Source organism: Saccharothrix sp. NPDC042600, from assembly GCF_040647305.1.
Classification (GTDB): domain Bacteria; phylum Actinomycetota; class Actinomycetes; order Mycobacteriales; family Pseudonocardiaceae; genus Actinosynnema; species Actinosynnema mutabilis.
Genome location: NZ_JBEZBW010000058.1, coordinates 23,551 through 41,621 on the forward strand (window position 1 = coordinate 23,551; position 18,071 = coordinate 41,621).

At 72.0% G+C, this 18,071-nt stretch carries 17 protein-coding genes; 10 read left to right on the forward strand and 7 right to left on the reverse strand.

The window, feature by feature from the left end; genetic code table 11:
* Window positions 1–4: 4 nt before the first annotated feature.
* The 3 genes from AB0A74_RS28100 to AB0A74_RS28110 form a co-directional block, all read right to left on the reverse strand.
* Window positions 5–778 (reverse strand): ATP-binding cassette domain-containing protein, encoded by a 774-nt coding sequence (locus AB0A74_RS28100; protein WP_358253998.1) that lies wholly within the window; start codon window positions 776–778, stop codon window positions 5–7.
* Window positions 779–852: 74 nt separating this feature from the next.
* On the reverse strand, window positions 853–1,986 hold the full coding sequence (locus AB0A74_RS28105; protein WP_358253999.1) for a substrate-binding domain-containing protein: 1,134 nt from the start codon (window positions 1,984–1,986) through the stop codon (window positions 853–855).
* A gap of 732 nt (window positions 1,987–2,718) precedes the next feature.
* Window positions 2,719–4,437, reverse strand: a complete 1,719-nt coding sequence (locus AB0A74_RS28110) for a DEAD/DEAH box helicase (RefSeq protein ID WP_358254001.1) — start codon at window positions 4,435–4,437, stop codon at window positions 2,719–2,721.
* Window positions 4,438–4,570: 133 nt separating this feature from the next.
* Between AB0A74_RS28110 and AB0A74_RS28115 the strand changes: the two genes are divergently transcribed.
* The 3 genes from AB0A74_RS28115 (at window position 4,571) to AB0A74_RS28125 (ending at window position 6,918) form a co-directional block, all read left to right on the forward strand.
* A complete protein-coding gene (locus AB0A74_RS28115; protein WP_358254003.1) occupies window positions 4,571–5,632 on the forward strand; it encodes a YihY/virulence factor BrkB family protein in 1,062 nt (353 codons plus the stop codon).
* Window positions 5,633–5,642: 10 nt separating this feature from the next.
* Complete coding sequence (locus AB0A74_RS28120; protein ID WP_358254005.1) at window positions 5,643–6,473, forward strand: LysR family transcriptional regulator; 831 nt, start codon at window positions 5,643–5,645, stop codon at window positions 6,471–6,473.
* A 142-nt stretch (window positions 6,474–6,615) separates the two neighbouring features.
* Complete coding sequence (locus AB0A74_RS28125) at window positions 6,616–6,918, forward strand: DUF6506 family protein (protein ID WP_358254007.1); 303 nt, start codon at window positions 6,616–6,618, stop codon at window positions 6,916–6,918.
* Window position 6,919: 1 nt separating this feature from the next.
* Here the strand turns inward: AB0A74_RS28125 and AB0A74_RS28130 are convergent, their stop codons facing one another.
* Entirely contained in the window at window positions 6,920–7,168 is a 249-nt protein-coding gene (locus tag AB0A74_RS28130) for a DUF3039 domain-containing protein (protein WP_309113749.1), read from the reverse strand.
* Window positions 7,169–7,199: 31 nt separating this feature from the next.
* Between AB0A74_RS28130 and AB0A74_RS28135 the strand changes: the two genes are divergently transcribed.
* A complete protein-coding gene (locus AB0A74_RS28135) occupies window positions 7,200–8,105 on the forward strand; it encodes a pseudouridine-5'-phosphate glycosidase (RefSeq protein ID WP_358254009.1) in 906 nt (301 codons plus the stop codon).
* The gene (locus AB0A74_RS28140) at window positions 8,102–9,010 is read left to right on the forward strand and encodes a sugar kinase (protein WP_358254011.1); all 909 of its coding nucleotides are present in this window, start codon (window positions 8,102–8,104) and stop codon (window positions 9,008–9,010) included. The genes AB0A74_RS28135 and AB0A74_RS28140 overlap by 4 nt, the downstream gene beginning before the upstream one ends.
* Here AB0A74_RS28140 and AB0A74_RS28145 read toward each other — a convergent pair.
* Window positions 8,992–9,306 carry a DUF3099 domain-containing protein gene (locus AB0A74_RS28145; protein ID WP_358254013.1) on the reverse strand — a complete coding sequence of 105 codons (315 nt, stop codon included), beginning with the start codon at window positions 9,304–9,306 and terminating at the stop codon, window positions 8,992–8,994. The two genes, AB0A74_RS28140 and AB0A74_RS28145, sit on opposite strands and share 19 nt — an antisense overlap.
* A 91-nt stretch (window positions 9,307–9,397) precedes the next feature.
* Between AB0A74_RS28145 and AB0A74_RS28150 the strand changes: the two genes are divergently transcribed.
* From AB0A74_RS28150 to AB0A74_RS28165, 4 genes are all read left to right on the forward strand, one after another.
* Window positions 9,398–10,894: a helix-turn-helix domain-containing protein gene (locus tag AB0A74_RS28150; protein WP_358254015.1), complete on the forward strand. Its 1,497-nt coding sequence runs from the start codon at window positions 9,398–9,400 to the stop codon at window positions 10,892–10,894.
* 68 nt (window positions 10,895–10,962) lie between these two features.
* Entirely contained in the window at window positions 10,963–12,447 is a 1,485-nt protein-coding gene (locus AB0A74_RS28155) for a methyltransferase (RefSeq protein WP_358254017.1), read from the forward strand.
* Window positions 12,444–12,869 carry a D-aminoacyl-tRNA deacylase gene (dtd, locus tag AB0A74_RS28160; protein ID WP_358254019.1) on the forward strand — a complete coding sequence of 142 codons (426 nt, stop codon included), beginning with the start codon at window positions 12,444–12,446 and terminating at the stop codon, window positions 12,867–12,869. Before AB0A74_RS28155 ends, dtd begins: the two co-directional genes overlap by 4 nt.
* A 194-nt stretch (window positions 12,870–13,063) precedes the next feature.
* Window positions 13,064–14,056: a sigma-70 family RNA polymerase sigma factor gene (locus tag AB0A74_RS28165; protein ID WP_358254021.1), complete on the forward strand. Its 993-nt coding sequence runs from the start codon at window positions 13,064–13,066 to the stop codon at window positions 14,054–14,056.
* A gap of 356 nt (window positions 14,057–14,412) precedes the next feature.
* Here the strand turns inward: AB0A74_RS28165 and AB0A74_RS28170 are convergent, their stop codons facing one another.
* On the reverse strand, window positions 14,413–15,327 hold the full coding sequence (locus AB0A74_RS28170; RefSeq protein WP_358254023.1) for an aminoglycoside phosphotransferase family protein: 915 nt from the start codon (window positions 15,325–15,327) through the stop codon (window positions 14,413–14,415).
* Window positions 15,328–15,416: 89 nt separating this feature from the next.
* Between AB0A74_RS28170 and AB0A74_RS28175 the strand changes: the two genes are divergently transcribed.
* Window positions 15,417–17,084 (forward strand): fumarate hydratase, encoded by a 1,668-nt coding sequence (locus AB0A74_RS28175; RefSeq protein WP_358254025.1) that lies wholly within the window; start codon window positions 15,417–15,419, stop codon window positions 17,082–17,084.
* A gap of 47 nt (window positions 17,085–17,131) precedes the next feature.
* Here the strand turns inward: AB0A74_RS28175 and AB0A74_RS28180 are convergent, their stop codons facing one another.
* Window positions 17,132–18,067: a hypothetical protein gene (locus AB0A74_RS28180; protein WP_358254027.1), complete on the reverse strand. Its 936-nt coding sequence runs from the start codon at window positions 18,065–18,067 to the stop codon at window positions 17,132–17,134.
* Between the last annotated feature and the right edge of the window lie 4 nt (window positions 18,068–18,071).

Here is an 18,071-nt window from a genome sequence, read left to right on the forward strand (position 1 = left end):
GTCCTCAGATGGTGGCGGATTCGGGGCGGGCGATGCCGAGGTCGCCGGAACGACCCGCGGTGATCAGCTCCACGACCTGGCCGTGGGTGACGTCCTTGGTGAGCACCTCGGCGGCCATGCGGCCGAGGTAGAGGCACGCGATGCGGTCCGCGACCTCGAAGACGTCGTTCATGTTGTGGCTGATCAGGACGACGCCGAGGCCCTGTTCGGCGAGCCTGCGCACGAGGTCGAGCACCTGCCGGGTCTGGGCGACGCCGAGGGCGGCGGTCGGCTCGTCCAGCAGGACGACCTTGCTGTTCCAGAGCACGGCCTTGGCGATCGCGACGGTCTGCCGCTGGCCGCCGGACAGCGAGGCGACCTGGGTGCGCACGGACTTGACCGTGCGGACGCTCAGCGAGGTCAGGGTCTTGCGGGCGGCCTGCTCCATGTCGGCCTCGTCGAGCAGGCCGACCTTGCCGCGCTCGCGGCCGAGGAACATGTTCTGGACGATGTCGAGGTTGTCGCACAGCGCGAGGTCCTGGTAGACGACCTCGATGCCGAGGGCGGCGGCGTCGCGCGGCCCGTGGACGTGGACCGGCTGCCCTTCGAAGAGCACCTCGCCGGAGTCGATCGGGTGGATGCCCGCGATGCACTTGACCAGCGTCGACTTGCCCGCGCCGTTGTCGCCGACCAGCGCGGTCACCTCACCGGGCTGGACGGTGAAGTCGATGTCGTGCAGGACGTGCACGGGGCCGAAGCTCTTGTTCACGCCGCGCAGTTCGAGGATCGGCTCAGTCACTTGAGGTCTCCTGGGGTGAGTGCGCGCCGGTGCGGGGTGTGGTGAGGCCACACCCCGCATCGGCGAGCGCTGGATTACTTGATGCCCAGCTCGGTGCAGGCGGCCTGGGTGTCGGCGACGCAGATCTCCGAGGCCTTGACGAAGCCCGCGTCCACGACGGTCTTCACCTTGTCCTTGGTGATCAGCTGCGCGGTCAGCAGCACCGACTTGACGTCGCGGTTGCCCTTGGTGTCCTTGGTGACGCCGGTGGCGAGCTTGTCGGCGGCGGCGGTGTCGCCCTTGGCCAGCGCGGCGGCCAGCTTGGCGGCGGCCTGGGCCTCCTCGGCGATCGGCTTGAAGACGGTCATGAACTGGTCGCCGCGCAGGACGGCCTGCAGGCCCTCCGGGGTGGCGTCCTGGCCGGTGACCGGGACCTTGCCGTTGAGGCCGTACTTCTTCAGCACGGTGATCACCGCGCCGGCGAGGCCGTCGTTGGCGGCGACGACGCCGTCGACCTTCTGGCCGTTGCCGGTCAGGATCTGCTCGAAGGTGGTGCCGCCCTTCTGGTTGTCCCAGCCCTCGATGGGCTGCGACTGGACCAGCTTGTAGTCGCCGGACTCGTACTTGGGCTTGAGGACCTTCTGCTGGCCCTCGTGGAACAGGGTCGCGTTGTTGTCGGTCGGGGCGCCCTCGATCTCGATGACCTCGGCCGGCTTCTTGCCCGGGGCGAGCTTGGCGAGGCCCTCGACGAGGCCCTGGCCCTGCAGCTCGCCGACCTTCACGTTGTCGAAGGAGACGTAGTACTTCGAGCTGCCGCCCAGGTTGAGCCGGTCGTAGTCGATGACGGCGATGCCCTGCGCCTCGGCCTTCTTCGCGACCGCCGCGCCGATCTCGCTGTTCGGGGTGGCGATGATGAGGACCTTGACGCCGGCGTTGATCATGCCGTCCGCGAGGGTCGAGAACTTCTGCACGTCACCCTGGGCGTTCTGGATGTCGGGCGTCAGACCTTCGGCCTTGAGGGCCTTCTCCAGGAGCGGCTTGTCGAAGCCCTCCCAGCGTGCGGAGGTGGCGGTTTCGGGGAGGATGACGCCGACCTTCGCGCCGCCCGAGCCGCTGTCAGTGTTCGTGCCCGTGGTGGTGCCACCGCCGGACGTGTTGGCGCCGCACGCCGTCATGGCAACGGCGAGGCCAGTGCCGACGGCGATGAGGGCGAGGCTCTTGCTGCGCATCCGCATCCCTTTCAGAGCTACGCGGGAAATGTTGTGGCGCACAACGTATGCCGGGACAGGCGGTGACCGGAAGCACACTTGACCGATAAAGTAGGCACGATGAGCTAACGACGAGGTAACCGAACGGACATCTGCCTACTCCGGATGCAGTAGCCGGTTACGACCGGTCACCTGAGGGGTTACGTGGGGTTTGTTGCGAGCCACTGCGAATGGCAGGGCCCGCGCGGCCTCCAACACGCCCACCACAGCTCGCCGCAACCCCCACCGCCCGCCGCCCGCCGCAGCATCACGCCGCAACCCGCCACCGCGCCCTGCCACCGCCGCAGCCCTCACCGGCCGCCGCCACCCCACGCCCCCCGGCCACCGCCGCAACCACCACCGCCAGCCACCGCCGCCCGCAGCCGCAGCCAGCCCCGCCACCGCCAGCCGCCTGCCACCGCCGCCCGCAGCCAGCCGCCACCGCCGCCCGCAGCCCGCCACCGCAGCCCGCCACCGCAGCCGCCGCCAGCCCTGCCGCAGTCGCTCGTGTGCGCTGCGGGCGGGCCGGAATTGTCGGTGGTCGGTGGGATCATGGAGACGGGGGCCGGAGGCCACGCCGAGCCACTCCGGAAGGCTGGGGGCTCACGGCGGCCGGGGCGAGGGCGGCGGGGCGCGGCTGGGCGGCGAATTGGCGAGCGGTCCGATGAGCGGCGACTGGCTGGGGTGGGCCGGATGCGCAGTGCCGCGGGGGCGTTACCAGGAGCGCAGGGTGGCGATCCGCTCTTCAAGTTGCTCGATCGAAGCCATCGCCGTGGGCGGTCCGCCGCAGTACTCGCGCAGCTGGTTGTGGATCTTCCCGTGTGGCTTCTTGGTGCGGTGGTGGTGCATGGCGACCAAGGTGTTCAGTTCCTTGCGCAGGGCCGCCAAGCGTTCCTGCACGCTCGCCGGTCGCGCGGCCGGGGCGGGAGCGGCCACCGGGGCGGAGGCGGCCTTGCGGCTGGCTTCGACCAGTTGCTTCTCCTGGCGTTGCCGCAGCAGGGCTCGCACCTGGTCGGGCTCCAGCAGGCCCGGCAGGCCCAGGTACTCCTGCTCCTCCTCGCTGCCCGCGAACGCCGCCGTCCCGAACGACGACCCGTCGTAGATCACCTGGTCCAGCTCGGCCGACGCGCCCAGCGCCGTGTACGCGCGCTCCTCCTCGCCCGGCTCGTCCTGGACCTGGTTGGCCTGCGACAGCAGCTCGTCGTCCCAGCCGTCCTTCTCCCGGTGCGGCTTGCCCAGGACGTGGTCGCGTTGCTGCTCCAGCTCGCTGGCCAACCCCAGCAGCACCGGCACGCTGGGCAGGAACACGCTCGCCGTCTCACCCTTGGCCCTCGCCCGCACGAAACGGCCGATCGCCTGCGCGAAGAACAACGGCGTGGAGGCGCTGGTCGCGTACACACCAACCGCCAAGCGCGGCACGTCCACGCCCTCGGACACCATCCGGACCGCGATCATCCACCGGTCCGTCGACTCCGAGAACTCGGCGATCCGCCCCGACGCCTTCGGGTCGTCGGACAGCACCAGCGTCGCGTCGTGGCCCGTGGTCCGCTTCAGGATCTCCGCGTACGCCTTCGCCACCGTCTGGTCGGTCGCGATCACCAGCCCACCGGCGTCGGGCATGCCGCCCTCGCGCAACTGGGTCAGCCGCACGTCCGCCGCCTTCAACACCGACGGGATCCACTCGCCGGTCGGGTCCAGCGCCACGCGCCACGCCCGCGCCGTCTGCTCCTGGGTCAGCGGCTCGCCCAACCGGGCGGAGAACTCCTCGCCCGCGCTGGTCCGCCAGCTCGCCTCGCCCGAGTACGCCAGGAAGATCACCGGCCGGACGACGCCGTCCTTGAGCGCGTCGGAGTACCCGTACGAGTGGTCGGACTTGCTGCGCTGCACGCCGTCCGGACCGGGCTCGTAGCTGATGAACGGGATGGGCGAGTCGTCCGACCGGAACGGCGTGCCGGTCAGGCACAGCCGCCGCGTCGCGGGCGTGAACGCCTCCCGGATCGCGTCACCCCACGACTTCGCGTCGCCGCCGTGGTGCACCTCGTCCAGCAGGACCAGGGTCTTGCGGTTCTCCGTGCGCACCCGGTGCAGCGTCGGGTGCGCGGCGACCTGCGCGTAGGTCACCGCCACGCCGTGGTAGTCGCGGGAGGTCACCGCGTTGGTGTTGCGGAAGTTCGAGTCGATCGCGATGCCCACGGCCGCCGCCGCCTGCGCCCACTGGTGCTTGAGGTGCTCGGTCGGCGCGACGATCGTCACCGCCTCGACCGTGCGGTCGGCGAGCAGTTCGGCCGCGACGCGCAGCCCGAACGTGGTCTTGCCGGCGCCCGGCGTCGCGACGGCGAGGAAGTCCTTGGGCCCGGCGGCCAGGTACTTGGTCAGGGCGCGCCGCTGCCAGGCGCGGAGCGGGCGGGTCGTGGCGACTTGCGGTAGCGACAACCTCTGAACCCCTCCTGCGCCCCGGTGAACATGCGAATGCCCTCGGGTGGATGACCGTCGAGGGCACCGACAGCTTACCTGCCGGCCCGGCGACACCTCGGCTCCGATGCCGCGAAATCACCCGCGATGCACCATGCTTGACCCTGCGATGGGTTCGCCGACTGACGAGACGGCACGCAGCAGGCCCCGGAAGGGACCACTGCGGCTGTTGGCGCGCACGCTGTCCAAGGCCTGGGAGGGCAGCATCTTCTCCGAGGCCGCCGAGGCGGCGTTCTGGCAGACCCTGTCCTTCCCGCCGCTGCTCCTGGGCCTGCTCGGCTCGATGGGCTACCTCGGCGACTGGCTGGGCCCCGAGGTGGTCAGCGCGGTCAAGGACCGGATCATCTCGACCTGCCGGACGATCTTCAGCCAGGACGTCGTCAACGGCGTGATCGCGCCCACGGTCGACCAGATCCTGACCATCGGCAAGGGCGAGATCGTGTCGGTGGGCTTCCTGATCTCGTTGTGGGCGGGCTCGTCGGCGATGTCGTCGTTCGTGGACGCCATCACCGCCGCGCACGACCAGTACGGCGTGCGCAACGAGGTGTGGCAGCGCATCTTCGCGCTCCTGCTCTACATGGTGAGCCTGGTCCTGCTGATCGTCGGGCTGCCGGTGCTGGCGCTGGGCCCGGACCTGCTGCCGGAGATCTTCCCGAGCGGGTGGCGCGCCACCATCGAGTTCTGGCTGAGCGCCTTCTACTACCCCGGCGTCGCGGTGCTGCTGGTCGTGGCGTTGGCGACGCTCTACAAGGTGTCGCTGCCCAACAAGTTGCCGTGGCACCGGTTGCTGCCGGGCGCGGTGCTGGCGATGGCGGTGTTCCTGCTGTCGTCCATCGGGCTGCGCCTCTACATCCGGTGGATCACCACGACCGGCTACACCTACGGCGCGCTGGCCACGCCCATCGCGTTCCTGCTCTTCGCGTTCTTCATCGGCCTGGCCATCACCATCGGCGCGTACTTCAACAGCGCCATCCAGGAGATGTGGCCCGCGAAGATGACCCGTCGGCAGCGCCGGCGGTGGCGGCGGCTGGAGCTGGAACGGGCCGCCGAACGCATCCGGTCCGACGAGGGCAAGCAGGCCTGGCAGCCGACCGAGGTGACCTCCCCGGCGGACACGACGCCGACCGAGCGGCTGCCCGTGGAGCGCAAACCGTAGTTTGTGGCCCGTGGACCTTCGCCGGCTGCGGTACCTGTGCGCGGTGGTCGAGGAGCGGCACCTGACCCGCGCCGCCGAACGCCTGGGCGTCCGAGCGTCGTCGCTGAGCCAGCAGATCATCGCGCTGGAACGCGAGCTGGACGTCACCCTGTTCACCCGGACCCCGGCGGGCATGACGCCCACCGCGGCGGCACTGGCCCTGCTCCCCCACGCCCGCCGCATGCTCGACGCGGCCGAGGTCGCCGTGCGGGCGGTCCGGGACAGCGCGGACCGGCCGTTGCGGGTGGGGGTGACGCCGGGCGCGCCGCCGGCGGTGCTGCCCGCCCTGCACACGGCCGAGGCGGTCGAACTGGTGGACCTGCAGGCGGCGCGGCAGCTGGAGCTGGTGCAGGGCGGCGGGCTGGACGCCGGGCTGATCGCGTTGCCCGAGGCGGTCGACGGTCTGCGGACCGCGGTGGTGAGCGACAGTCCGTTGGGGGTGCTGGTCGCCGACACGCACCCGCTGGCGGGGCGTGACGAGGTCGAGTGGGCCGAGTTGACCGGCCGTGACCTGCTGCTCTACGACCGCGACCTCGCCCCCGGCTACCACGACGCGCTGCTGGACGGGTGTGCGGCCGCGGGCTGGCGGCCCCGGGTGCGCTCCGGGCCGTCACGGCGGTCGCTGTTCGTCGCGGAACTGCGCCACGGGGGCGATGTGGTGGCGCTGCGCCCGCGATGGGACCGGTCCGAGGGTCTGCATTGGGCGGCTCTGCGCGAAGCGCCCCGCGTCCGGCACGCGCTGGTGTGGAGCCCGGTGCACGACCAGGCCGAACGGCTGGCCGCCCTCGCCCGGGAGCTGTGACCACGCCCACACCGGGGATGAGCGCGCGTACCCGGCTGCCTGGCGTGTTGGGCCGTGCCGAACGGGCGTGAGGTCGATCCTCGTGGACACCGCCGCCCGCGCCGGTATTGCCTGGTCACGTCACCGACACGAGGAGGACGTCATGGCGATGCGGCAGTGGGGTTTCGTCTACTTCGCCCAGGGCAGCGACCCCGGCTGGAACGTGACCGTGGCCGACACCGGGGCGTGCAAGACCGTCCTGGTCGGCCTGGGCCGGGTGGAGCAGGTCGTGGCCGCCGCCGAGCGGCTGGTCGAGGAGGGCGCGGAGCTGGTCGAGCTGTGCGGGGCGTTCGGACCCGTGTGGACGGCCCGGGTCGTCGACGCGGTGGGCGCACGCGTGCCGGTGGGCAGCGTCGCCTACGGCGCCGAGGCGACCCGGCAGCTCTACGACCTGTTCGAGCGGTGACCTACTCGCCGCCGCCCTTGGGCAGGCCGTCGAAGATCTTCTTGCAGTCCGGGCACACCGGGGAGCCCGGCTTCGGCGACCGCGTCACCGGGAACACCTCGCCGCACAGCGCCACCACGTGCGTGCCCATGACCGCGCTCTCGGCGATCTTGTTCTTGCGCACGTAGTGGAACATCTTCGGGGTGTCGTCCCCGGTGTGGTCGGTGCCTTCCGGGCGGACGTCGACCTCGGGCAGAGTCTGCGTGCTCACGTCCCCAGCTTACCTGGGAGGATGGCCCCTCGTGAGTACGCCGAGCATCACCGACGAGGTCCGCACCGCCCTGGCCGAGAACCGGCCCGTGGTCGCCCTGGAATCCACCATCCTGTCCCACGGCCTGCCGCCCGGCCGCAACCGCGAGGTCGCCGCGCGCCTGGAGGACGTCGTGCGGAAGGCGGGCGCGGTGCCCGCCACGATCGCGGTGCTGGGCGGGGTGCCGAAGGTCGGCCTGACCGACGCCGAGCTGGACCACGTCTGCGACCCGGCCAACGACCTGGTCAAGCTGTCCCGGCGGGACCTGGGCGCGGCCTACGCGTTGAAGAAGGACGGCGCGACCACCGTCGCCTCGACCTCCGCCATCGCGCGCCAGGCCGGTGTCACGGTGTTCGCCACCGGCGGCCTGGGCGGCGTGCACCGGGGCGCGCGGGAGACCTGGGACGTGTCCGCCGACCTCGACGTGCTGGCCACCACGCCGATCCTGGTGGTGTGCTCGGGCGTGAAGTCGATCCTGGACATCCCGGCCACCCTGGAGCTGCTGGAGACCCGGTCGGTGCCCGTGCTGGGCTACCGGACCGACTCCTTCCCCGCGTTCTACCGGCGCGAGTCCGGCCACGCCGTGCCGTGGCGGGTGGACGCGCCGGAGCAGGCGGCGGCCGTCGTCGCGGCGCACTTCGGGCAGGTGCCGGGCAGCGCGGGCGTGCTGCTGGCCAACCCGATCCCGGCCGAGTACGAGATGGACCGGGACCTGCACGACCGGCTGCTGCGCGAGGGCCTGGAGAAGACCCGGGACGTGCACGGCAAGGACGTCACGCCGGCGTTGCTGGAGCACTTCCACACCGCCAGCGGCGGCGTGAGCCTGGACGCCAACGAGGCGCTGGTGCTGTCCAACGCGGCCCTGGCCGCCGAGGTGGCCGTGGAGCTGGCGAAGTGACGTCGATCGTCGTCGTCGGGGACGCCGGGCTGGACGTGGTGGCCCGGCACTCCGGCCCGATCGTCCACGGCGGCGACTCGCGCGCCAAGGTCACCATCGAGCCCGGTGGCGCGGGCGCGAACACGGCGGTGTGGCTGGCGGCGTGCGGCGCGACGCCCACGCTGGTCGCCCGGGTGGGCGCGGACTCGGCCGGCCGGCAGGTGCACGCGGAGCTGACCGCGGCGGGCGTGCGGTGCGCGTTCGCCGTGGACACCGAGGCCGCCACCTGCTGCGTCGTGGTCCTGGTGGACGACACCGGGCAGCGCACCATGCTGCCCGACCGGGGCGCGAACGCCCGCTTCTCCCCCGCCGACCTCGACCCCGGGCTGCTGCGCGGGGTCAAGCACCTGCACCTGTCCGGGTACGTCCTGCTCGACGCCTCCTCCCGGCCCGCCGGGCTGGCGGTGCTGCGCGCGGCCCGCGAGGCCGGGCTGACCACCTCGGTGGACCCGCAGTCGGCGGCGTTGGTCTACGACGGGTTCCTGGACGACATCGCCGGGGTGGACCTGCTGCTGCCCAACACCGAGGAGCTGGTCGCGCTCACCGGGTCGCCGGAGCCGGGCAGCGCCGCCGCCCTGCTCGACGTGGTGGGAGCGGTCGCGCTGACCTCGGGCGCGGACGGCGCGAGCTGGGTGGACCGCCAGGGCGTGCTGTCGGTGCCCGCGCTGGACGTGGAGTGCGTGGACTCGACGGGCGCCGGGGACGCGTTCGACGCCGGGCTGCTCGCGGCGTGGCTCAGTGGCGCGTCGCGGGAGGACTCCCTGGTCGGGGGCGTCCGGGCGGCGGCCTCGGCGGTGTCGAACGTGGGCGCCCAGCCGGTGGCGCAGGCGCAGCCGGTGGCGAGGGCTCAGCCGTCGATGACCTGATGCCCGCGGGCCTCGATGGCGCGGTGCTCCTTGACGAACCGGTTGGCCTTCTCCGCCTTGCGTGGGGGCCGGTCGTTCGCGATGAGCACCGCCATCCACGGCAGCGGCACGGACAGCACGAGGAACAGCAGCGCGAGCCACCACGTCTGGTAGAAGACCATGGCCAGGGCCAGGCACGGGATGCGGGCGCCCATCATGATCGCGTACTTGCGCTTGCGAGCGGCGTGCTGCTCCTCGTAGGAGGGCGCCGCTTCGGTGATCAGCACCGGGGTGCCGTCGCGCTCGTGGTCGACCATGTGTTCCATAGTCCCACTGCTCGCCCTACCGCGACACCGTCAGGGTGGTGTATTCGAGCACGTTCGCGCCGGGTGACCGTACGATCCGACCGTGGTGGCCCTTGATCGGCTGGTGGACGTGCTCGGCAGCCTGGGCACGCACCTGAGCTGCGCGCCCCGGGGCCGGGACGTGGAGCTGCGCGGGGTGGCCCTGCACGACCCCGCCGAACCCGCCACCGCCGCCCCCGACGACGTCCTGCTCGGCCTGGGCGTGCCGACCCCCACCGCCGCCGCCCGCCTGGTCGGCTCGACCGCCGCGGCGGCCGTGGTCCTGCACGGCCGGCCGCCGCTGGACGAGCGGGTGGTGGCCGCCGCCAAGCGCTCGGGCGCGGCGGTGCTGCTGGTGGAGCCGTCCGTGGCGTGGGGGCAGCTGGCGAACGTGGCGCAGACGCTGGTCCTGGGCGGGCAGCGCAAGGGGTCCGGCGACCTGTTCGCCGTGGCCGACGCCATCGCCGCCGTGGTGGGCGGCCCGGTCACCATCGAGGACCAGCAATCGCGCGTCCTGGCCTACTCCTACCGGCAACAGGGCGTGGACCAGGTGCGCGTCCAGACCATCCTGGGCCGGCGGGTGCCCGAGGAGGCCCGGCAGGCCCTGGACGACTACGGCGTGTTCACCCACCTGTCCCGCAGCGACGAGCCGCTGTTCGTGCCCAAGCTCACCGACCAGCTCGGGGGCCGGCTGGTGGCCGCGGTCCGGGCCGGCCGCGAGCTGCTCGGCTCGGTGTGGGTCGAGGTGGACCGGGACGTGGACCAGGCCCGGCACGCGGCGCTGGCCGACGGCGCGCGGACCGCCGCCCTGCACCTGCTGCGCGCGAGGGCGTCGGCGGACCTGGAGCGCCAGGCCGAGGCGGACCTGGTGATCGGGGCGCTGGACAGCGGCGCCAACCTGCCCCGCCTGGGGCTCCCGCCGACCGACCTGCGGGTGATCGCCGTGCAGGCCCACGCCGGCGAGGGCGAGCACGGCGCGGCGCTGCTCGCGTTCGAGCGGGCCACGGCGGGTTTCGGCTGGTCACGGCCGGGGCGCAGCGCCCTGTTCGGGAACGTCCTCTACACCGTGCTGCCGTGCGGCGACGACCCGTCGGCGGCGGTCGAGTGGGTCCGCTCGCTCAAGCGCGAACTGCCGGCGGAGGTCGTGGTCGAGGCCGGCATCGGGGGCCGGGCGGAGGCCGCCCAGCTGCCGGCGTCGCGCCACGAGGCCGACGAGTGCCTGGCGCTGTCGGTCGGCGAGCCGGTCGTCTACGACCACGCCTGGGCGAAGGTCCTGCTCCGACGGCTCGCGGCGGCGGCGGCCGGCGGCCGGCTGCCGGTCCGGGGGCCGGTGGCGGAACTGGTCCGGCACGACGAAGAGCACGGAACGCACTACGCGGCCACCTTGCGGGCGTGGCTCGCGGCGCAGGGGGACGCGCGGGAAGCGGCGCGCGCTTTGTCGGTGCACCCGAACACCTTGCGTTATCGGATGCAGAAAATGGCGGAAGTGACCCCGTTGCCGTTGGAGGATCCGGATCAGCGGCTCGCTATGGCCATCGCTCTGGCCATCAGCGCGCCTTGAATGGGCGTTTCCCGTCGGGAAGGGACCCCGAAGCGAGCGGGTCGGGCACGGGGGCGGGAGAATCCGGTGTGCTTCCAGACCTTTCTCCTTCGCTGACCGCGCGCCTGCGCGGCGCGTTCCAGAACGCCGGGTACGACGCCGACGGGGTCGTGGACGTCCTCGGGCCGCAAGCGCACGCCGCGCTGGGCCGCGGTGAGCCGGAGGCCGCCCGGCGGGCCTCCGCGGACGCCGGCGGGTTGGGCACGCTGATCCGGCTCTTCCTGCTCGGCGACGCCGAGGACGCCGCCGCCGTGCGCAAGGCGCTGGACGGGCTCGACCTCGACGAAGCCGTGGGCGCGCAACTGCTCGTGCGCGACGGGGACCGCGTGCGGGCCGGGTTGGACGTGCGGCCGTACGGGGACGACGAGGGGTCCTGGTGGGTGATCGCCGACCTCGACTCCGAGCAGCGCGGCGGGCCCGTGCCGGCCGACCACGTGCTCGGCGTCGGGCACGCGTCGATCAGCCTGGCGCGGGCCACGTCCCGGCGGCCGGTGGAGACGTTGCTCGACCTCGGCACCGGGTGCGGTGTGCAGGCCCTGCACGCCAGCCGGCACGCGCGCAGGATCACCGCCACCGACCTGTCCGAACGGGCCCTGCGGCTCGCGGAGGGCACCTTCCGGCTCAACGAGATCGACGTGGAGCTCCGGCAGGGCGAGTGGTTCGCGCCGTTGCGCAACCGGCGGTTCGACCAGGTCGTGTGCAACCCGCCGTTCGTGGTGGGTCCGCCGCGGGTCGACTACGTCTACCGGGACTCCGGCCTCGGCGGGGACGACGCCAGCGCGCTGGTCGTGCGGCAGCTCCCGTCCTTCCTCAACGAGGGCGGGGTCGGGCAGCTCCTCGCCTCCTGGCTGCACCGGCGGGGCGAGGACTGGGCGGACCGGGTGTCCCGGTGGCTGCCGCGCAACGTGGACGCCTGGTTCGTCCAGCGCGACGTCGCCGACCCGACGCTCTACGTCGGCACGTGGCTGCGCGACGCGGGCGTGGACCCGCGGTCGGCGGAGGGGCGCGCGAAGGCGTCGGCCTGGCTGGACTGGTTCGCCGAGCAGGACGTGGAGGGCATCGGGTTCGGGTTCGTGACCCTGCGGCGCACCGACGCCGCGCACCCCGAGGTCGTGTGCGAAGACCTGCGCCACGCCTACGACGACCCGCTGGGGCCGGAGTCCGCCGCCTGGCTGGACCGGGTCGAGTGGCTGCGCGCGCACGACGACGACGCCGTGCTCGCCACCCGGTTCACCGTGCCGGAGACGGTCCTGCTGGAAGAGGTCTCTTCGCCCACCGAGGACGGCTGGGAGGCCGTCGTGCGCCGCCTGCACCGCACGGACGGGCCCGGGTGGCAGCACGAGCTGGACGAGACCGCCGCGCGCCTGCTGGCGGGTTTCCGGGGCGCGTTGCCGCTGGAGGACCTGATCACGCTGCTCGCCTACGCGAACGACGTCTCCGCCGAGGACCTGGCGCGGGCGGCGCTGCCGATCGTCCGCGAGCTGGTGCGGCACGGCATGGTGGTGCCGGCGTGAGAGCGGTCGTGGCGCGGGTCACCGAGGCGGAGGTGACCGTGGACGGCGAGCGCGTGGGCGCGATCGACGAGCCGGGGTTGTTGGTGCTGCTGGGCGTCCACGCCGAGGACACCGAGGCCAAAGCTCCCTTGATGGCGCGGAAACTGCACGAGTTGCGCATCCTGCGCGACGAGGAGTCGTGCGCCACGACCGGTGCGCCGCTGTTGGTTGTGAGCCAATTCACACTCTACGGCGAGACGCGGAAGGGGCGGCGGCCGTCCTGGACGGCCGCCGCCCGGCCCGAGCACGCCGGGCCGTTGGTCGACGCGGTCGTCCGGGAACTGCGCCAAAAGGGCGCTCGGGTGGAAACGGGCCGGTTCGGCGCGATGATGTCGGTGCGGAGTGTGAACGACGGTCCCTTCACCGTGTTGGTGGAACTCTAGATCCTTCTCAGCCAAATCTCAGGATTCGCGGCGCAACCGCTGTGACGGCAGTGACGTCTCTCAGATCGGGGAGGCGGGAACCATTTCGCACCGGCGAACGTTTCCCCCGATGACAGCCGAAAGGCAACCTCGCGCAGCGCAGCGCGGGATGCGTGACCGCACTGCCAGCCCGCGAACAAGGGGGAGGGAGCTCCATGACCGTCCCGAAGGTCCTCGACCGCGAGGTCGAGAGCGACACGACCACCACGAGCGCCGAGTTCGACCTCGACGCCCAGGGCCCGGCCGCCGACCTGGTCCGGGTGTACCTGAACGGGATCGGGAAGACAGCGCTGCTCACCGCGGCCGAGGAAGTGGAACTCGCGAAGCGGATCGAGGCGGGGGTCTTCGCCCAGCACATGCTGGAGACGGGTGCGAACCTGTCGGCCACGCGCAAGGGGGAACTGCGCCAGCTCATCCGCGACGGCCACGTCGCGAAGAACCACCTGTTGGAGGCGAACCTCCGCCTGGTCGTCTCGCTGGCCAAGCGGTACACCGGCCGCGGGATGCCGCTGCTGGACCTGATCCAGGAGGGGAACCTGGGTCTGATCCGCGCGGTGGAGAAGTTCGACTACACCAAGGGCTTCAAGTTCTCGACCTACGCCACGTGGTGGATCCGCCAGGCGATCACCCGGGGGATGGCGGACCAGGGCCGCACCATCCGGCTGCCCGTCCACCTCGTGGAGCAGGTCAACAAGCTCGCCCGGATCAAGCGCGACCTGCACCAGCAACTGGGCCGCGAGGCGACCAACGACGAGTTGGCGCGCGAGTCGGGCCTGACGCCGGACAAGGTGGCCGACCTGCTCGACCACGCGCGCGACCCGGTGAGCCTGGACATGCCGGTCGGCACCGAGGAGGACGCCCCGCTGGGCGACTTCATCGAGGACTCCGACGCGACCGACGCGGAGAGCGCCGTCATCTCCGGCCTGCTGCAGGACGACCTGCGCCGCGTGCTGGCCACGCTGGAGCCGCGCGAGCAGGCCGTGATCCGGCTGCGCTACGGCCTGGAGGACGGCCAGCCGCGCACACTGGATCAGATCGGCAAGCAGTTCGGCCTGTCCCGCGAGCGGGTGCGCCAGATCGAGCGCGAGGTCATGGCCAAGCTCCGCCAGGGCGAGCGGGCCGCCAAGCTGCGCGCTTACGCCAGCTAGCGATCGTCGCTCACCGGCCGGTGATCGCGGGCTCGGCCGGCCGGTGCGCGGATCACCCGTTCAGCCGGGTTGACTTGTGACGCCGATCACGGCACGGTCGCGTGTTACACGAGCTTTGCGACACCCCCGCCCCATCTCGCGGGGGTGGTCGCACGCTGAGGAAGGTCGGGGCGGTCGGGGGCCGGCCCGGCCTTCCGTATTTTCTGCCGCGACTGTGTTGGATGGCCGCGACTCCGTCGCGGCGGCTCGGCCGCCTGGAGTCGGCTCGTCTCGCCGCCTTTCCCGCCGATCGGAAAGCGTGATCGGCGGGAAAGGCGGCGTGACAAGCCGACGCGGCCTCGCGGGGTGCGTGGTCGTCAGCTCAGGTATTCGGCTAGTTTTTGGCGGAAGAACGTGACATGTGAGTCGTGCTCGGGACCGTTGTAGCCGCGAGGGGTTCCCTCGACAATCATGATCAGGCACAGATATGCGCGGTAGAGCGCAATTCTGGTCTCCTCCGCCGGCGTGAACGGTTCCGTGCGGCCGTAGCCCGCCAGGTAGTCCGCGTCGACGTCCGCGAACAGCGCCACGGTCGCCAACTCCGCCAGCGGGTCGCCGAACATCGCCCGTTCCGGGTCGATGATTCCCTCGATCCGGCCGTCCGCGACGAAGATGTTGGCCTCCCACAGGTCGAAGTGCACCAGCACAGGTGACGTCACCTCGTCCAACAGGTGGGCCCGCGCCGTGAACGCCGGTCGCACGTCCGGCAGGTCCACGCCGAACCGGCGGGCGTCGGCCAGCACCGCGTCCACCATCGCCAGGAACGCCGACCGCCACGTCGAACCGCGGGGTCCCTGGGGATAGCCGAACACGTCACCGGTGATCCCGTGCAGCTCCCGCACGATCCCGCCCAGCTCGCGCCGCAGCCCCGCCCGCGAAGCGTCCGGCAGACCCGCCGCGTTCCACGGGGTTCCGCGCAGAGCGGTCATGAGCAGCAGGTCGTCGGAGGCGTGCAGCACCTCCGGCACCGGCAAGCCCCGGCCCGCCATCAGGGAGAACGCCAGCGCTTCCGTGCGCATCAGGTCGCGCTCGTAGGTCATCAACGGCACACCCGGCGGCGGTGCGACCTTCAGCACGGTCTCGCGGCCGTCCTCCGTGGTCAGCCGGTACGCCGTGTTGAACATGCCCCCGGTCAGCTCGACGTGCGCCGCGAGACCGACCCCCAGGGCCTCCCGCACCACCGCGTCGAGTTCGCCGACACCCAGCCGCCGCTTCGAAGCGCTCTCCACCACGACGCGAATCACACCACGGTGGAGGGACCGGACCGGACCGCTCGGTATAGGTTCGTCGGAACCCGAACGCGCGCAAGGGAGCCCGCGACGTGCCCGCAGTGCCCACCACAGCTTTCGAGTACACCGACGTCCTGCCGCTCGGCCCGGACACCACCACGGAGTACCGCCTGGTCACCTCCGACGGCGTGTCCGTGGTCGAGGCCGCCGGCCGGAAGTTCCTCCAGGTCGAGCCGTCGACGCTGACGCTGCTCGCCAAGGAGGCCGTCCGCGACATCCAGCACCTGCTGCGCTCGTCGCACCTCAAGCAGTTGCGCGCGATCGTCGACGACCCCGAGGCCAGCGGCAACGACCGGTTCGTCGCCATGGACCTGCTGCGCAACGCGTGCATCTCCGCCGGCGGCGTGCTGCCGATGTGCCAGGACACCGGCACGGCGATCGTCATGGGCAAGCGCACCGAGTCCGTCCTGACCGGCGGCGCCGACGCGGAAGCCCTGTCGCGCGGCATCTTCGAGGCCTACCAGGAGCTGAACCTGCGGTACTCGCAGATGGCCCCGGTCACCTTCTGGGACGAGAAGAACACCGGCACCAACCTGCCCGCGCAGATCGACCTGTTCTCCGCGCCCGGCACGGAACCCAAGTACGAGTTCCTGTTCATGGCCAAGGGCGGCGGTTCGGCCAACAAGACGTTCCTGTACCAGGAGACCAAGGCGCTGCTCAACCCGGCGCGGCTGGCCCGGTTCCTGGACGAGAAGCTGCGCTCGCTGGGCACCGCCGCGTGCCCGCCGTACCACCTGGCCGTGGTCGTCGGCGGCCTGTCGGCCGAGCAGAACCTGAAGGTCGCCAAGCTCGCGTCCGCCCGCTACCTGGACCACCTGCCGACCGAGGGGTCCGCGGCCGGCCACGCGTTCCGCGACCTCGACCTGGAGCAGCAGGTCCTGGAGCTGACCCGGAACTTCGGCATCGGCGCGCAGTTCGGCGGCAAGTACTTCTGCCACGACGTGCGCGTGATCCGGCTGCCCCGGCACGGCGCGTCCTGCCCGGTGGGCGTCGCGGTGTCGTGCTCGGCGGACCGCCAGGCCAAGGCGAAGATCACGCCCGAGGGCGTGTTCCTGGAGCAGTTGGAGCGCGACCCGGCCCAGTTCCTGCCCGACGTCGAGGGCGAGGACCTGTCCGACGAGGTCGTCCGGATCGACCTGACCCGCCCGATGGCCGAGATCCGCGAGACCCTGTCGAAGCTGCCGGTGAAGACCCGCGTCTCGCTGACCGGTCCGCTGGTGGTGGCCCGCGACATCGCGCACGCGAAGATCAAGGAACGCCTCGACGCGGGCGAGCCCATGCCGCAGTACATGAAGGACCACCCGGTGTACTACGCCGGTCCGGCGAAGACGCCCGAGGGCTACGCGTCCGGCTCGTTCGGCCCGACGACGGCCGGCCGCATGGACTCCTACGTCGAGCAGTTCCAGGCGGCCGGCGGCTCGATGGTGATGCTGGCCAAGGGCAACCGGTCGGCGCAGGTGACCAACGCCTGCCGGACGCACGGCGGCTTCTACCTGGGCTCGATCGGCGGCCCGGCGGCGCGGCTGGCGCAGGACTGCATCCGCCACGTCGAGGTGCTGGAGTACCCCGAGCTGGGCATGGAGGCGGTCTGGAAGATCGAAGTGGAGGACTTCCCGGCGTTCATCGTGGTGGACGACAAGGGCAACGACTTCTTCGCCGAGACCTCAGCGCCGACCTTCCAGATCACCTTCCGCAAGTAACCGCTTCGCGTCGGGGTGGCGGGCCGCGGTTCGCCACCCCGACCGGGTCAGCGGCTGGAGCGCGACCACCACACGCGGGCGTCGGTGGTCGGCAGACCGCGCAGCAGCGTGCCGCGCGGGGCGGTGCTGAGGAGTTCGAGGACCCACGCCGTCTCGGCCGGGTGGACCGGGTCGGTGAGCGCGGTCGGGATGGCCCGGTTCGCGCAGCCCGCGTCGGCCAGGGTGCGGGCCAGTTCCGGCGCGGCGGCCGGGTCGCGGTCGGTGACCGCGCGGTCGAGGAGCTTGCCGACGGCCAGGGGTTCCAGCCACGTCGGGTCCACGGCGGCGGCGAGGGTGCGTTCCGCGTGGTCGAGCAGGGAGCGCCAGTCCGCCCACGGGAAGTCCGAGCCGCGCGTCCGGGTGCTGTAGAGGTCGTTGCCGTCGAACGCCGACATGTCCTTGTGCACGCTGTAGTTGCCGTCGGTGTCCCGGTGCCACACCACGGCCTCGTGCCGGAAGTCCGCACGGTCGGCGATGTCCTCCGCGTCCGGCCAGTAGCCCTCGACGTCCTTGGGCTTCAAGCCGGTGAACGCGGCGTGCAAGAGCGACTTGATCGTGTCGATGTCGTCGTACGCGCTGATCACCACGAACCGGCTGAGCAGCGCGAGGCCCGGACCGGGGTGGCACAGGTCGGGGTCGAGCAGCGCGGCGGCCCGGCACACCAGGTCCAGTTCCTCCCAGCGCAGGGTGTGCGGGTGGAAGTGGGCCTCGTCGGACCAGCCGACGGTGACCGGCTCGTCCGCGCCCGGCGCCCGCAGCCCCAGGTCGAAGTACGAGTCGCCGATGTCGAGGTCCAGCGAGTACCCGCCGCCCACGGGGAAGGCCAGGACGTGGCTGTCCTCGTCGAAGTACTCGTCGTAGCCCTCGAAGTCCTCCTCGAAGCAGTACATCGCCCAGAACCTCGGGTCCGCCAGGGCGGAGTTCAACGCGTCGGGGATCGGCATCCGC

What these genes read in the sequence shown, in the direction of transcription:
- AB0A74_RS28105 (WP_358253999.1), bottom strand. Translation starts at nt 1,986, where the DNA reads ATGCGCAGCAAGAGCCTCGCCCTCATCGCCGTCGGCACTGGCCTCGCC.
- AB0A74_RS28125 (WP_358254007.1), top strand. Translation starts at nt 6,616, where the DNA reads ATGGCGATGCGGCAGTGGGGTTTCGTCTACTTCGCCCAGGGCAGCGAC.
- AB0A74_RS28165 (WP_358254021.1), top strand. Translation starts at nt 13,064, where the DNA reads ATGACCGTCCCGAAGGTCCTCGACCGCGAGGTCGAGAGCGACACGACC.
- AB0A74_RS28180 (WP_358254027.1), bottom strand. Translation starts at nt 18,067, where the DNA reads ATGCCGATCCCCGACGCGTTGAACTCCGCCCTGGCGGACCCGAGGTTC.
- AB0A74_RS28145 (WP_358254013.1), bottom strand. Translation starts at nt 9,306, where the DNA reads ATGGTCGACCACGAGCGCGACGGCACCCCGGTGCTGATCACCGAAGCG.
- AB0A74_RS28115 (WP_358254003.1), top strand. Translation starts at nt 4,571, where the DNA reads ATGCTTGACCCTGCGATGGGTTCGCCGACTGACGAGACGGCACGCAGC.